The organism is Tabrizicola oligotrophica (assembly GCF_011008935.1).
GTDB classification, from domain to species: Bacteria; Pseudomonadota; Alphaproteobacteria; order Rhodobacterales; family Rhodobacteraceae; genus Tabrizicola_A; species Tabrizicola_A oligotrophica.
Map to the genome: position 1 here is coordinate 174312 of NZ_JAAIVJ010000008.1, position 14031 is coordinate 188342.

13 protein-coding genes are annotated in these 14031 nt (G+C 66.3%); 5 read left to right on the forward strand and 8 right to left on the reverse strand.

What is annotated here, in order from left to right; genetic code table 11:
- Window positions 1-74 precede the first annotated feature (74 nt).
- On the reverse strand, window positions 75-1142 hold the full coding sequence (locus tag G4Z14_RS14030; protein ID WP_227751744.1) for an ABC transporter substrate-binding protein: 1068 nt from the start codon (window positions 1140-1142) through the stop codon (window positions 75-77).
- An 85-nt stretch (window positions 1143-1227) separates the two neighbouring features.
- On the opposite strand from G4Z14_RS14030, the gene G4Z14_RS14035 reads away from it, so the two are divergent.
- Complete coding sequence (locus G4Z14_RS14035) at window positions 1228-1923, forward strand: response regulator transcription factor (RefSeq protein ID WP_164626783.1); 696 nt, start codon at window positions 1228-1230, stop codon at window positions 1921-1923.
- Window positions 1916-3334 (forward strand): sensor histidine kinase, encoded by a 1419-nt coding sequence (locus G4Z14_RS14040; protein ID WP_164626784.1) that lies wholly within the window; start codon window positions 1916-1918, stop codon window positions 3332-3334. Before G4Z14_RS14035 ends, G4Z14_RS14040 begins: the two co-directional genes overlap by 8 nt.
- On the opposite strand, the gene glpK is transcribed toward G4Z14_RS14040, so the two are convergent.
- Window positions 3313-4788, reverse strand: coding sequence for a glycerol kinase GlpK (glpK, locus tag G4Z14_RS14045; protein WP_164626785.1), 1476 nt, complete (start codon window positions 4786-4788; stop codon window positions 3313-3315). The two genes, G4Z14_RS14040 and glpK, sit on opposite strands and share 22 nt — an antisense overlap.
- A gap of 108 nt (window positions 4789-4896) precedes the next feature.
- The gene (gene glpD, locus G4Z14_RS14050) at window positions 4897-6456 is read right to left on the reverse strand and encodes a glycerol-3-phosphate dehydrogenase (protein WP_164626786.1); all 1560 of its coding nucleotides are present in this window, start codon (window positions 6454-6456) and stop codon (window positions 4897-4899) included.
- Between the two features lie 138 nt (window positions 6457-6594).
- On the opposite strand from glpD, the gene G4Z14_RS14055 reads away from it, so the two are divergent.
- From G4Z14_RS14055 to G4Z14_RS14065, 3 genes are all read left to right on the forward strand, one after another.
- A complete protein-coding gene (locus G4Z14_RS14055) occupies window positions 6595-7365 on the forward strand; it encodes a DeoR/GlpR family DNA-binding transcription regulator (RefSeq protein WP_164626787.1) in 771 nt (256 codons plus the stop codon).
- Between the two features lie 9 nt (window positions 7366-7374).
- Entirely contained in the window at window positions 7375-8058 is a 684-nt protein-coding gene (locus tag G4Z14_RS14060; protein ID WP_164626788.1) for an NnrU family protein, read from the forward strand.
- Window positions 8059-8127: 69 nt separating this feature from the next.
- Window positions 8128-8352 (forward strand): hypothetical protein, encoded by a 225-nt coding sequence (locus tag G4Z14_RS14065; RefSeq protein ID WP_164626790.1) that lies wholly within the window; start codon window positions 8128-8130, stop codon window positions 8350-8352.
- Here G4Z14_RS14065 and G4Z14_RS14070 read toward each other — a convergent pair.
- The 5 genes from G4Z14_RS14070 to G4Z14_RS14090 form a co-directional block, all read right to left on the reverse strand.
- Complete coding sequence (locus G4Z14_RS14070; protein ID WP_227751745.1) at window positions 8330-8737, reverse strand: c-type cytochrome; 408 nt, start codon at window positions 8735-8737, stop codon at window positions 8330-8332. The genes G4Z14_RS14065 and G4Z14_RS14070 overlap by 23 nt on opposite strands.
- 17 nt (window positions 8738-8754) lie before the next feature.
- Window positions 8755-9468: an ABC transporter ATP-binding protein gene (locus G4Z14_RS14075; RefSeq protein ID WP_164626792.1), complete on the reverse strand. Its 714-nt coding sequence runs from the start codon at window positions 9466-9468 to the stop codon at window positions 8755-8757.
- Window positions 9461-10747, reverse strand: coding sequence for a lipoprotein-releasing ABC transporter permease subunit (locus G4Z14_RS14080; protein ID WP_164626795.1), 1287 nt, complete (start codon window positions 10745-10747; stop codon window positions 9461-9463). Before G4Z14_RS14080 ends, G4Z14_RS14075 begins: the two co-directional genes overlap by 8 nt.
- A 153-nt stretch (window positions 10748-10900) precedes the next feature.
- Entirely contained in the window at window positions 10901-12238 is a 1338-nt protein-coding gene (proS, locus tag G4Z14_RS14085; RefSeq protein ID WP_164626797.1) for a proline--tRNA ligase, read from the reverse strand.
- 201 nt (window positions 12239-12439) lie between these two features.
- Window positions 12440-14031: DUF7507 domain-containing protein (locus tag G4Z14_RS14090; protein WP_164626799.1), on the reverse strand; the 1592-nt coding region annotated here is incomplete at its 5' end.

The following is a 14031-nucleotide window of genomic DNA, read 5'->3' on the forward strand; positions in this document are numbered from 1 at the left end:
CGTTCCTCCTCCAGGACCGGGTCAGGGTTGAGAGCACCACAGGAACCTGTCACCAAGCTGACATGGCGGCCTTGCTATTCGCTGCCTTCCAGCGCCGCCTGCCAATGCGCCAGAACCCGGGCGCGGTTGGCCGGATCGAGATAGGCCAGAAGCCCCGGCGACACCGGCACCGGCCGGAGCCGCGCCCCCAGCGCCTCTTGCATCGCCGCCGCGCTGTCCTTGCCGGCAATCTCCAGGCTGACCGCAGGCAGGCGCAGGCGGTCGGCCAGGATGGTCTGGCCTTCGCGGCTCATCAGGAAATCCAGAAAGGCCTCGCCCAGATCGGGCCGCGCGGCGGCGGTCGGGATCAGGGCCACGCGGCTTGCCACCACGACATAGTCGCGCGGCAGCATCAGGCCGAGATCGGGGTGACGCAGCGCCTCGGAGGCGGCGTAGGAGCCCAGCACGTTGTAGCCCAGCGCCACTTCGCCGCGCGCCACGCGGTCGATCACCTCCTGCGAGGTCGGAAAAACCTGCACGCCGGCCCGCCCCATGGCCTGCACCAGCGCCCAGGTGTCGGTAAATTCCTCCAGATCGCGCGACAGGAAGAGATAGCCCACCGCCGAGCGTGCCACGTCATAGGTGGCAATCCGGCCCTTCGCCGCGGTTGCCAGCCAGCGGATCAGCGCCGCCCGGCTGTCGGGCGGGCCAGAAGGGAAAGACGGCTTGTGCCAGACGATCACGGCCGGCTCGAAGGTCAGCGCAAAGGCCATGTTGCGCCAGTTCGCCCAGCGCGGCCAGAGGCTTGCGCCCGCCACATCGGCCTCGCGCGCATAGCCGTCATTGGCCAGTTTCACCGTCAGATCCATGGCCGAAGAGAACACCAGATCGGCCGTCTTGCCAGCCTCGGTCTCGACCATCACCCGCTCGGCAATCTCGCCCGCCAGCAGATCCTCGTAGCGCAGCGCAACGCCGGGATGGCGGGCCTGAAACGCCTCGATCAGGGGCCGCGCCACCGGGGCGTCAAGCGAGGAATAGATCACCATCTCGGCCGCCCCTGCCCCGTCGGGGGCGGGAAACGTGACCACCTCCGCCGCCGCGGGCAGGCCAAGGGCCAGCGCCATGAGGCCGGCAAGGACAGGAAAGGGGGGCAGCACGGGCATCGTCACCTGCGGGCATCGCGTGCCGCAAGGCTAGACCGAACGCGCCCCGGTTCACAACAGCGCGCGCAGCCGCTAGGCTGTCTGCATGCGCATCCTGCTTGTCGAAGACGATCTGCCCTTGTCCAACGCCCTGCTGAGCCTGTTGCAAGGCGCAGGCTATGCCGTGGACCGCGCCTTTGACGGCGCCTCGGCCGAGGCGATGGCCATGGCCGAACGCTTTGACCTGATGATCCTTGACCGCAACCTGCCCGAGATGGACGGCATGGCCGTGCTGCGCAGCCTGCGCCAGCGCCGCAACCCGGTGCCGGTTCTGGTGCTGACCGCGCAGGCCGATCCGGGCGACAAGGTGGCGGGGCTGGACCTTGGGGCCGACGACTACATGGGCAAACCCTTCGACATCGGCGAATTCGAGGCGCGCGTCCGCAGCCTCTTGCGCCGTCAGGCCGGTCAGGCGGCACCGCTCATCACCCTTGGCGCCCTGGCCTTCGACCAGACCGACCGGCGCTTCAGCGACCCGCACGGCGCGACACTGGACCTGCCTGCCCGCGAGCTTGCGCTGCTGGAACTGTTCTTCCGCCGCGCCGGCCGGGTGGTGGCCAAGGAAAGCATCGTGCAATCGCTGACGACGCTGGACGAGGCGCTTTCCGACAACGCGATCGAGCAATATGTCAGCCGCCTGCGCCGCCGCATCCAGCCCCATGGCCTGAACCTGCGCACGGTGCGCGGGCTGGGCTATATTCTGGAAATCCCGCCAGAGGCCGCAAGGCCCGGCCATGGCTGACGGCCCTGCCCCCTCTCCCGCGCCATGGTCGCTGCGCCGCCGGCTGACCGGCGCCCTGATCGGCGCCTGCGTTGCCATCGGGCTGCTGGCGCTCTGGGACACAAGGGGCGAGGCGCTGCGCACCGCCCGCGACATTTCCGACCGGGTGCTGGCGGGGTCAGCCATGGCCATCGCCGAACAGATCACGCTGGACAGCGGCGGCACGCTGTCGGTGGCCATTCCGTTCTCGGCGCTGGACATGCTGTCCTCGGCCGCACAGGATCAGGTGTTCTACCGGGTCGACGGGCCGACCGGCTTCCTGACCGGCTATGATGGCCTGCCCCCCGTGGCGCCAACCGTGCCGCCAACCGGCGCGGATACCAGCTTTGCCGATGACACCTGGCGCGGCACCGCCATCCGCAAGGCCACGCTGCGGCGCGAGCTTTCCGGCGGCGGGGCAATCTTGCCGGTGGCGATCACCGTCGCCGAATCCACCCGCGCCCGCGAAGAACTGGCGGCGGGCATCCTGTCGCGTTCGGCGCTTCGCATCGCCATTCTGATCGGCGGCGCGACGCTGGTGGCGCTGGCGGTGGTCACGCTGGCGCTGCGTCCGCTGAACGAGCTTTCACGCCAGATGACCGACCGCCGCCCCGATGACCTGCACCCCGTCGCCTCCGCTGCGGTCGCGGAACTGCAACCCGTGGTTCAGGCCCTGAACGGCTTTCTCAGCCGCCTGAAAGAGGCCGTCGCCGCGCTGCAAAGCTTTTCCGGCAATGCCAATCACCAGATCCGCACCCCGATCACCGTGGCCCGCACCCAGATCGGTCTTGCCCGCCGCGCCACCGACGCCCCGGCACGCGACGCCGCCCTGCAAGAGGCCGACCTTGCCCTGATCCGCACCGAACAGGTGCTGGCCCAGCTTCTGCGCCTTGCCCGGCTGCAATCCTCGGGCGCGGCCCTGTCCACTGCGCCATTCGATCTTGCCCGCCGCCTGCGAAGCCTGACCGCCGACCACATCCCGGCAGCCCTGACGGCGGGCATCGACCTTGGCTTCGACGGGCCAGAGACGCTGCGCGTCGCCAGCGACGAGGTCTTGCTGGCCGAACTCGTCGGCAACCTGATCGACAATGCGGTGCGCCATGGCGTGTCCGGCGCGGCGGTGACAGTTGCGCTGGGCAGGACGGGCGGCAGGCCCCGCATTACCGTGGCCAGCGACGGCCCGCCCCCGGACCGCGCGCGGCTCGCCCGCATCGAGGAGGCGCTTTCTGCGCCGGGCGGTCCGCTTATGGCGCGGGCCACCGAACACGGGCTTGGCCTGCACCTCGTGCGCGAAATCGCCGGGGCGCTGGGGATCACCCTGCAGGCCGGTCTCGACACCGGCGGCCTCGCGATCAGCGCCACACTGCCCGATCAGACCGACAGCGTCGCCTGAACTGCCCGCCCCCAACGCGCCGCCCGACCCTCACGCTCACCCGCGGCCATGGCGGGCGTGAACCGCCGCTCCAAGGCCCAGCGCGAGGCAAACTCCTCGGGGCTCGCCACGATCCCGGCTTGCAAGGCGGCAAGAAAGGCCGCACCCAGCGCCGTGGTTTCCGTCACCACCGGACGATCGACCTCGGCGCCGAGAATGTCGGCGAGAAACTGCATGGTCCAGTCCGACCGCGCCATGCCGCCATCGACCCGCAACACTGCGCGGCCAATCTCCGCGCCATCGGCCCGCATCGCCTTCAACAGATCAAGCGTCTGGAATCCCACACTTTCCAGCGCTGCCCGCGCCAGTTCGGCCCGCCCGGTACCGCGGGTCACGCCAAAGACCGCGCCCTGCGCCTCGGGCCGCCAATAGGGAGCGCCCATGCCGGTAAAGGCCGGCACGATCACCACCGACGAGGCCGGGTCGGCGGCTTCGGCCAAGCCTTGCGTCTCGGCCGCCTGCCCGATGATCTGCAACCCGTCACGCAACCATTGCACCACCGCGCCAGCCACGAAGATCGAGCCCTCCAGCGCATAGGTCGTCTTGCCGCCCAGACGATAGGCAATCGTGGTCAGCAGCCGGTTTGCCGAGACCACCCGCTCCGCCCCGGTGTTCATCAGCGCAAAGCAGCCGGTGCCATAGGTCGATTTCATCATGCCGGGCTGAAAGCAGGCCTGCCCGATCGTGGCCGCCTGCTGGTCGCCCGCCACGCCCAGAATCGGGATCTCGGCGCCAAATAATCCTGGGGCGGTGCGGCCGTAATCGGCGGCGCAATCCTTCACCTCGGGCAAAACCGCGGGCGGAACGCGCAAAAGCGAACACAACTCGACATCCCAGGCCCCGGTCTGGATGTTGAACAGCAGCGTGCGCGAAGCATTGGTGGCATCGGTCGCATGAACCCGGCCCCCGGTCAGGTTCCAGATCAGCCAGCTGTCCACCGTGCCAAAGGCCAACTCGCCCGCCTCGGCCCGCGCCCGCGCGCCCGGTATGTGATCGAGCAGCCAGCCAAGCTTGGTGCCCGAGAAATAGGGATCCAGCAGCAGCCCCGTCCTTGCCGTGACCAAAGGCTCGTGCCCGGTCGCCCTCAGACCCGCACAGACCTCCGCCGTGCGCCGGTCCTGCCAGACGATTGCACGATGCAGCGGCTGGCCAGTCGCCCGGTCCCACAGAACCGTCGTCTCGCGTTGATTGGTGATGCCGATGGCCGCAGGAATTTCCCCTGCCTTTTCAATCGCCTGCCGCGCGCATTCGAGAGTCGTGCGCCACAGGTCACCCGCGTCGTGTTCCACCCGGCCGGGCTGTGGAAAGTGCTGGGCAAACTCGACCTGCGCGCTGGCCACCGGGCGAAAATCCGCATCGAAAACGATGGCCCGCGAGGAGGTCGTGCCTTGGTCAAGGGCAAGGATATGGGGCATGCTGTCCTCTCTCGCGCAGTCGATTTCTTCGCAGAAACCGGCCCGAAGTCTTTGCAAAACTCCGGGAAAAATTCTTCGCAGAACTTTGCAGCGGCCGGGACTGCCGGTTCAAGCTTTTCGCCCGATCATGTAATCGTCAAGCGCCGCAATTTGCGCTGCCGTCATTTTCAGCCCCAGTTTCGTGCGCCGCCAGACCACATCCTCGGCCCGCCGCGCCCATTCCTCGCGCATCTGCCAAAGCACCTCGGCCTCACTCAAGCCGCCACCGAAATCGCGCCCAAGATCAGCGCGGGTCCGGGCGTGGCCAAGCACCTCCGGCGCCTCGGTGCCATAGGCCCGGATCAGCCGCTGTGCCTCGGGCCCGGTCAGGAAGGGGTAACGCGCACGCAGGCCGAGGATCAGCGCCTCGACGCCATTCTGTGGGAAATCGCCACCCGGAAGCGCCACGCCTGCCGTCCAGGCGGGTTTCATCCCCGGAAAGACCGGCGCAAGCCGCGCCAAAGCGCTTTCGGCAAGCCGGCGATAGGTGGTGATCTTGCCGCCGAAGATGTTCAGCAGCGGGATGCTGTCGCCGTCGACCTTCAAGACGTAATCCCGCGTCGCCGCGGTGGCGGACGAAGCCCCGTCGTTGTACAGCGGCCGCACGCCGGAATAGGTCCAGACCACGTCGGAGGCGTTGAGAACCTTGTCGAAGTAGCTGTTTGCAAAGGACAAAAGATAGTCCCTTTCGGCATCGCTACACCGCGCCCCGGCTGGGCTGTCCTGATGATCCTGATCGGTTGTGCCGATCAGCGTGAAATCCTGTTCATAGGGAATGGCAAAGATGATGCGGCCATCGCCGCCTTGCAGGAAATAGGCGCGGTCGTGGTCGTAGAGCTTTGGCACAACGATGTGGCTACCCCGCACCAGCCGGATGCTGTCGCGGGTTTCCACCTGCGCCACGTCGCGCAGAATGCCCGCCACCCAGGGTCCGCCGGCGTTGACCAAAGCGCGGGCAAGATGGTCTTGCCGCCCCTCCGGCCCGTCGACCGTGACGCGCCAAAGCCCCGCGTCACGTCGCGCCGCAGTCACGCGCGTCCGCACCAGAATCGTCGCTCCGCGTAGAGCCGCGTCGCGGGCGTTCAGCACCACAAGCCGCGCATCCTGCACCCAGACATCGGAATACTCAAAAGCTTTCAGGTACTTGCCCTTCAGAGCCCGCCCCACCGGATCGGCGCGCAGATCGACCCGCCGCGTCCCCGGCAGGATCTGGCGCCCGCCAAGGGTATCGTAAAGCAAGAGCCCCAGCCGGATCAGCCAATCCGGCCGCCGCCCCCTGGCCCAGGGCATGATCCAGCCCAGCAGGCGGCTTGTCGGCGTGTCGCTGTCAAACCGCATGTCGGGGCTGAGCGGCAGCACGAAGCGCAGTGGCCAGGCGATATGCGGCATGGCGCGCAGCAGGGTTTCGCGTTCGGCAAGGGCCTCGCGTACCAGCCGGAATTCGAAATATTCCAGATAGCGCAGGCCGCCGTGGAACAGCTTGGTCGAGGCCGAAGACGTGCCCTGCGCCAGATCGCCCTGCTCGGCCAGAATCACCCGCAGCCCACGCCCGGCCGCATCGCGGGCGATGCCGCAGCCGTTGATGCCGCCGCCGATGATGAACAGGTCAGCGATTGGAGTCTCTGTCATCCTGCCCTCCTCCGTTGGGTCAGGGATGTCAAACGCAGCGCCTTTCGTCAATCGAATTCATTCGATTATATTCGTTTTTGACCAATGCGAACTATTGCTGCGCTTGCCTGCCATGATCTTTGCCGCTAGTGTCACCGCATGAACCTGTCTCCGCGCCAGTCTGAAATCCTGTCGATTGCCCGCGCCATGGGACGGGTAATGGTGGACGATCTGGCGCGGCATTTCGATGTCGCCGTGCAGACCATCCGGCGCGACCTGGGAGAGTTGGCAGATCTGGGCCATCTTGATCGCATCCATGGCGGCGCGGTGCCGCGGCAAGGGATGGTCAACATCGCCTATGAGCGGCGGCGCAAGCTGAATGCCGGCGGCAAGGCCGCCATCGCCGCGGCGGTGGCAGCGAGGATTCCTGAAAATTCTTCGATAATCCTGACACTTGGCACTACGACTGAGGCTGTGGCGCAGGCCCTGCTGCACCATCGCAACCTGACGGTCATCACCAACAACATGAACGTCGCCAACACACTTTGCGCCAATCCGGGCTGCGAGATCATGGTGGCAGGCGGGGCGCTGCGGCGGTCGGATGGCGGGCTGGTGGGGGCGTTGACGGCGGAATTCTTCGCCCAGTTCAAGGTCGATATTGCAGTGCTTGGCGCCTCGGCGCTGGACCATGACGGCGATCTGCTGGACTATGATCTGGCCGAGGTCCGGGTGTCCCGCGCCATCCTGGCCCAGGCGCGGGCGACCTATGTCGTCGCGGATCACACGAAGCTGACCCGCTCGGCCCCTGCGCGAATTGCTTCGCTTTCGGAAGTGGCCAAGCTTGTCACCGATCAGCCCCTGCCTCCCGATCTTGCCCGCCGCTGTGCCGACTGGGGATGCGAGGTTGTGGTCGCGCCGCCGGTTCCATAATCTGCCGGCATGGACTGGATCGAGCTCGCCCTCGCCATGGGGCTTTTCATGGCATCGCACCGGCTGCCCGCCGCCCTTGGGCTGAAAGGCCGGATCGTCGGCGCCCTGGGTGAGCGCGGCTATACCGCCGTCTTTTCGATCCTGTCACTCGCCCTGCTCTGGTGGCTGATCGCCGCCGCCGGTCGCGCGCCCTTCGTGCCGCTTTGGGATCAGCAGGGCTGGCAGCGCTGGGCGGTGAATATCGCCATGCCGGCGGCCATCGTGCTTGGCACGTTCGGCATCGCCGCGCCGAATCCCTTTGCCTTCGAGGGTCGAGCGTCAGGCTTTGATCCCGAGCGTCCCGGCATTGCAGGCCTGACACGCCAGCCGCTTCTGTGGGCGCTTGCCCTGTGGTCGGGCGCGCATCTTCTGGCCAATGGCGATCTGGCGCATGTCCTTTTGTTTGCACCATTTTTCCTGATGGCGCTTCTGGGCATGAAGGTGATCGAAAGCCGCAGGCGGCGGGCGCTTGGCGATGACAGTTGGCAGCGCCTGACGGCCCGCACCGGCCTGTTGCCCGGCGCGGCGCTGCTTTCAGGGCGATGGCGGCCGGGCGCCCTGCCCTCCTTGCCGCGTCTGGGTCTGGCGCTGCTGATCTGGGTCGGGCTTTGGCACCTGCACGCGCCGGTCATCGGCCTGTGGCCCGCACCCTGAGCGCGAAACAGATTGACGCGAACCGCCTCATGGTTGCAGCCTTGCAGAAAACATCAACCAGAGGTGCAGATGGGCTATGTGTTTTCCACCCCGGCCGGGCTGGTCGCGCTGTTCGCCATGGCGGTCGAGGCCGCGATTGCGGTGATCCTTGCGCTGTCCAGCGGGCTTTCCGAGATGCACAAGGACCTGCTCGTCGGCTTTGCGGTGGGGTTTCCCGCGCTTGTCCTTGTGCTGATCCTGCGGCTGCTGGCCCGGACGCCGGCGGGAGAGATCACTGCGGCTGAAGGGTCTTGAGGTATTCGGCCAGCAACACCAGCCGGATTGGCGTCGGGGTTTCGATGCCGTCGCCACCGTCATAGGGCACCAGCTCGCCCTGCAGCAGGGGGCCGAAATCCGGCATCACGCCCCGGCCCTTGGCCCCGGCATAGCCCCAGATCTGCGCCATGACGCGGGTGGTCGGGAATTCCCCGCCGTTCTTGGCCGAAAGCGTCGTCAGGTCGGCCGGCTTGCGCGACAGGCCCGCCGCGGCTTCGCCATCGCCGGAGCCGGTGGTGCCGTGGCAGGCGGCGCAATAGGCGGCATAGTCTGCCGCCCCGGTGTCCGGGGAGGCTTCGGGATCGACACAGGCCGCCAGCGCGGACAGGCAGATCATCGCGAGCGGCTTGGGAAAACCGGGCATCGGCACCTCCTTTTCCGTCAGCCTTGCACCGGTTTCGGCGCGGCCGCCTTGATCTCGGTCACGCGGCCCTGATCGAGGCGCACGATGCGGTCCATCCGGGCAGCAAGGTCAAGGTTATGGGTGGCAATCAGCGCCGCAAGCCCGGTTTCACGCACCAGCGACATGAGCGTGCCAAAGACCTGATCCGAGGTTTCAGGGTCAAGGTTGCCGGTGGGCTCATCGGCCAGCAGCAGCTTCGGCCCGTTGGCCAGCGCCCGGCAGAAGGCGACGCGCTGTTGTTCGCCGCCCGACAACGCGGCCGGGCGGTGGCTGGCACGGTCGGCGACGCCTACGCGGGCCAGAAGATCGTGCGCGCGGGTCTCGGCCATGGCGGGGGCGACCCCATTGGCGAGTTGTGGAATCACCACGTTTTCCAGCGCGGTGAATTCCGGCAACAGGTGGTGGAACTGGTAGATGAAGCCGACATCGCCGCGCCGCGCCAGCGTCCTGTCCCGGTCGGAAAGCCCCACCATGTTGCGCCCCGTCAGCGCCACCGATCCGGCATCGGGCGTATCCAGAAGCCCGGCGATGTGCAAAAGCGTCGATTTGCCCGCCCCCGAAGGTGCCACCAGCGCCACCACCTCGCCGCGGCGAACCTCGAGCGTCGCGCCGCGCAAGACGGCGACCTCACCGGGCAGGCCGCGTTTGTAGACCTTTTCGATCCCGGCCAGTTCCAGCGCGTAATCATTCATAGCGCAGCGCCTCCACCGGGTTCATCCGCGCCGCGCGACGGGCGGGGAAGATGGTGACGATGAACGACAGGCCCAGCGACAGGCCCACCGCCGAGGCCACGTCGACCCATTGCAGCTTGGCGGGCAAGGCGTAGATGCCGCGGATCGACGGATCCCAGACCCCGCCGCCGGCCATGTAGTTCACAAAGGAAAAGATCGGGTCGATGTAGATGGCGAACAGGCAGCCGAACGCCACGCCCATCGCAGTTCCGACCACGCCGGTAAAGGCGCCGCACAGGAAGAACACCCGCAGGACAGCGCCTTCGGTCAACCCCATGGTGCGCAGGATGCCGATGTCGCGGCCCTTGTTCTTGACCAGCATGATAAGGCCGGAAACGATGTTCATGGCCGCGATCAGCACGAGGATGGACAGGATGATGAACATCACGTTGTCCTCGATGTCGAGCGCGCGCAGGAACGAGCCAGCCGCATCGCGCCAGGTCCAGATCAGCGCGTCCTCGCCAGCCGCTGCCAGCGCGGGCATGGCATAGGCGTCGATGTTTTCGGGATCTGTCACCATGACTTCGAATTCGTCCGCCAGCCCCTCGCGGTTGAAGTAGGACTGCGCCTCGGTGAAGGGCATGTAGATGCGGGTCTTGTCGATGTCCCAGCGGCCGGCGGTGAAAACGTAAGTGATTTCATAGGCATTGACGCGCGGTGAGGTGCCGAAGGCGGTTTTCACGCCCGACGGCGCGACAAGGCGGATGCGGTCGCCCACCGTGACACCCAATTCGCGCGCGATGCCCGAGCCGATGGCGATGCCCCGGTCGAAATCGTCGATGTTGCCATAGGCATCCGACCCGACCCCGACCCGCGGGATGGCTTTCAGATCCTCCAGCCGGATGCCGAACACTTCGGCCCCGAGGCTCGGCCCCTGCGCCGATGTCACCATCACCTGCCCCTTGATCAGCGGCGCGGCGCGGGTGACGCCGGGGATGGCGGAAAGATTTTGCGCCACGAGGTCATAGTCCTGAAAGGCCTTGATCATGCGGCCGTCATCAGTCGCGTGCCCGGCCGAATAGACTGTGACATGGGCGTTGGCGCCCAGGATGGTGTCGACGAATTCGGCCCGGAACCCGGCCCGCACCGCCAGCGTGGCGATCAGCGCGAAAACCGCCAGCGTGATGCCGATGAGGCTGATCCAGGTCATCACCGAGACCCCGCCCTCGGCCCGCTTGGCGCGCAGGTAGCGCCAGGCGATCATGAATTCGAAACGGGAAAACGGGGCGGTCTGGGCCAAGGCGCTGCTCGTTGTTGTTTTGCCGCCAAGGTGGGGCCAAGGGCGGGGAAGGTCAAGGCGGCCGGGGGTTTCCCGCCGCCTCTTCGAGCATTTCATGCACTCATCGGCCTTCGCCCCCTCACGAGGAGGCGACGAAGTCCCCGACGAGGGACCTCAGACGCCCGCGTAGATTTCCGCGATCCGCGCGACAGCCGCTTCGGGCGACATCTCTTCGCTCTCGCCCGTCCGGCGCGAGGTGAGTTCCACCACGCCATTGGCCAGCCCGCGCGGGCCGACGGTGATGCGCCAGGGCAGGCCGATCAGGTCCATGGTGGCAAACTTCGCCCCGGCCCGCTCGTCGCGGTCGTCATAGAGCGCCTCCAGCCCCCGGGCGGCAAGCGCCTTGTAGAGGCCTTCGCAGGCCGCATCCGCCGCGCCGTCGCCTTGTTTCAGGTTGACGATCCCCACCGGGAAGGGCGTCACGCCTTCGGGCCAGATGATGCCCTTGTCGTCATGGCTGGCCTCGATGATCGCGCCCAGCAGGCGGGAAACGCCGATGCCGTGCGAGCCCATCTCCACCGGCACCTTCTCGCCCTTGTCATTGGTCACAAGCGCGCCCATCGAGGCGGAATATTTGGTACCGAAGTAGAAGATCTGCCCCACCTCGATGCCACGGGCGACCTTGCGGCGCTCCTCGGGGATCGCGTCAAACAGCGCGGCGTCATGGGTTTCGTCGGTGCGAGCATAAAGCGTGGTGAATTCCTTGCAGACCGCCGCCACTTCGGCGCGGTTGTCGTAATCCACCTCGCGGTTGCCCAGTTTCAGCTCGGTCACCGCGCTGTCAAAGAACACCTCCGACTCGCCGGTCGACGCCAGCACGAGGAATTCATGGGTGTCATCGCCGCCGATCGGGCCGGAATCGGCGCGCATCGGAATCGCCGTCAGGCCCATGCGCTCATAGGTGCGCAGATAGCTGACCATGTGGCGGTTATAGGCATGCAGCGCCGCGTCGCGGTCGATGTCGAAGTTGTAGCCGTCCTTCATCAGGAACTCGCGCCCGCGCATGACGCCGAAGCGCGGCCGCATCTCGTCGCGGAACTTCCACTGGATATGGTACAGCGTCAGCGGCAGGTCCTTGTAGCTGTTGACATGGGCGCGGAAGATGTCGGTGATCATCTCCTCGTTGGTCGGGCCATAGAGCATCTCGCGCTCCTGCCGGTCCTTGATGCGCAGCATCTCCTGACCGTAGTCGTCATAACGGCCCGACTCGCGCCACAGATCGGCCGGTTGCAGCGTCGGCATCAGAAGCGGGATATGGCCGGCGCGCACCTGTTCTTCATGCACGATCTGCTCGATGCGCTTCAGCACCCGGTAGCCCAGCGGCAGCCAGGAATAGATCCCCGCCGCCTGCTGCTTGATCATCCCCGCCCGCAGCATGTAGCGGTGCGAGACGATCTGCGCCTCGGCGGGGTTTTCTTTCAGGACGGGCAGGAAATAGCGCGACAGACGCATGGGACGGCCTCATGGCAGGGGTTTGGCTGTTCCTAGCGGGAAGGCGGGCCATGGGCAAGCGTCAGCACCCCGGCGCGGGCCACGAACACAGGCCAGACGCAGGCGACAGCCCCCCGCCGCCCTGCGCGCCGCAGCGCGCCATGTCAGGGAATGGCACAGGCAGAAGCGCCGGATCGGGTCCGGCGCTTCCACGGGGTTCAATCAGACGAACAGGAATTCGTCGTTGTAGATCGCCAGCGCAGTCTGGAACGCGGCGTCGTCGGCGTCATGGGCATAGATCACGCCGTCGATGGTGCCGTGATTGTTGTATTCATCCAGCGCGTCAAGGATTTCGCTGCCGGACTCGACCCCGTTCACGTCCTGGTTCCAAGGCTTGTCCTTCGCCCGCACGATGTCGTAATCGCCGAACACGCCGTCATCGTTCTTGTCACCATTGGCCAGCAGCCAGGCGACCGCCTCTTCCAGCCAGTCCTTCGGCGTGCCATCCGAATCGTCGCCGATGTTGTTGCCCGCAAGGAAGTTGAGCCAGGTGGCAACCGCATGGCGGGCCACGTCGTCCACCTTGTCCTGCTTCGGGCCCCAGTTCGCATTCTGAACCATGGCCAGCGCGATTTCATAGCTGATGAAGATGGTCGTCTCCCCAGCCCCTTCAAGGCCGTCACCGTTGAAGTCGCCAAGCAGCAGGCCCTTCTTGTCCGCCCCGTCGATGGCACCATTTCCGGTGGAATCGACGGCATAAAGCAGCTCGCCATCCGGGAAGCCCGGTTTGCCCTCATAGGGCACCTGGTCGTCCGGGTTGCCGTTCCAGAAGGACTGCAGCTTGAAGCTGTTGCCCCAGCCGCCCGGCGTCCTGACCCCCGGCCCCTCGTTGACCAGCCCGAAGTAATGCGCCAGATCCTCGTCACTCACCCCCTCAGCAGTCGTCACGTCCGCCGTGTTGATGTGCTGACCGGCCGTCAGGGCCATGGAGTAAAGCAGCGTCGCCGTCTCGCCGACTTCCAGGATCCCGTCATTGGTGATGGATTCCTGCAGGTCATAGCCGGCGTTGTAGAGGTCTTGCAACGTCATCCCGTCGATGACCGTCCCGAAGGTGTCGGTATCCGAAATGGTCACTTCGGTCAGCGTGACATTGCCGGTATTCTCGATGGTGATCATGAAATCTGCCATGCCACCGGCGATGTCCACCTCCGTCCCGGTCGGCTGATCGGCATCCTCGAAGCCTTGTCCCACATCGACGTATTTCTCCAGATCGATGTCAGGACTGTAGTCGATCAACACGATCTCGCTGTCGGAGACCTCATCCGTCTCGTTGCTGTCGGCGGTGGCGGTGTTGTCGACATCGCCGTCGCCGTCCACATCGCCGTTCAGATCGACACCGTTGCCGTCGATGTCGGCCTGGGTCACGAAGTAAGAGGCAAGGATCGTATAGCTCGCGCCGGGCGCCAGATCGCCGACGTCGACATCCTCCCCGGTCAGCGGGTCAACCACGGTGACATTGGTCAGCGTCACATTGCCGTCGTTCGTCACGGTGATCCGGTATTCGATCTCATCGCCAGCCTCGTCGGCAACCCCATCCGGGCCGTCGCCTCCCACGTTGAGAACCACCTTGTCGATGGAAAGCACCGGGTCATAGCAGACCGGCACATCCTCGCTGTCGGAGACCTCCTCGGTCTCGTCGCTGTCGGCGGTGGCGGTGTTGTCGACGTCGCCGTCGCCGTCCACCAGCCCGTTCAGGTCGATGCCGTCGCCGTCGATGTCGGCCTGCTGCACGGTGTAGGTCGCCTCGACGGTAT

Excerpts from the sequence above, each read along its gene's own strand:
- G4Z14_RS14055 (WP_164626787.1), top strand. The coding sequence starts at position 6,595 with ATGAACCTGTCTCCGCGCCAGTCTGAAATCCTGTCGATTGCCCGCGCC.
- G4Z14_RS14030 (WP_227751744.1), bottom strand. The coding sequence starts at position 1,142 with ATGCCCGTGCTGCCCCCCTTTCCTGTCCTTGCCGGCCTCATGGCGCTG.
- glpK (WP_164626785.1), bottom strand. The coding sequence starts at position 4,788 with ATGCCCCATATCCTTGCCCTTGACCAAGGCACGACCTCCTCGCGGGCC.
- G4Z14_RS14035 (WP_164626783.1), top strand. The coding sequence starts at position 1,228 with ATGCGCATCCTGCTTGTCGAAGACGATCTGCCCTTGTCCAACGCCCTG.
- G4Z14_RS14065 (WP_164626790.1), top strand. The coding sequence starts at position 8,128 with ATGGGCTATGTGTTTTCCACCCCGGCCGGGCTGGTCGCGCTGTTCGCC.
- G4Z14_RS14070 (WP_227751745.1), bottom strand. The coding sequence starts at position 8,737 with ATGCCCGGTTTTCCCAAGCCGCTCGCGATGATCTGCCTGTCCGCGCTG.
- G4Z14_RS14040 (WP_164626784.1), top strand. The coding sequence starts at position 1,916 with ATGGCTGACGGCCCTGCCCCCTCTCCCGCGCCATGGTCGCTGCGCCGC.
- G4Z14_RS14060 (WP_164626788.1), top strand. The coding sequence starts at position 7,375 with ATGGACTGGATCGAGCTCGCCCTCGCCATGGGGCTTTTCATGGCATCG.
- glpD (WP_164626786.1), bottom strand. The coding sequence starts at position 6,456 with ATGACAGAGACTCCAATCGCTGACCTGTTCATCATCGGCGGCGGCATC.
- proS (WP_164626797.1), bottom strand. The coding sequence starts at position 12,238 with ATGCGTCTGTCGCGCTATTTCCTGCCCGTCCTGAAAGAAAACCCCGCC.
- G4Z14_RS14075 (WP_164626792.1), bottom strand. The coding sequence starts at position 9,468 with ATGAATGATTACGCGCTGGAACTGGCCGGGATCGAAAAGGTCTACAAA.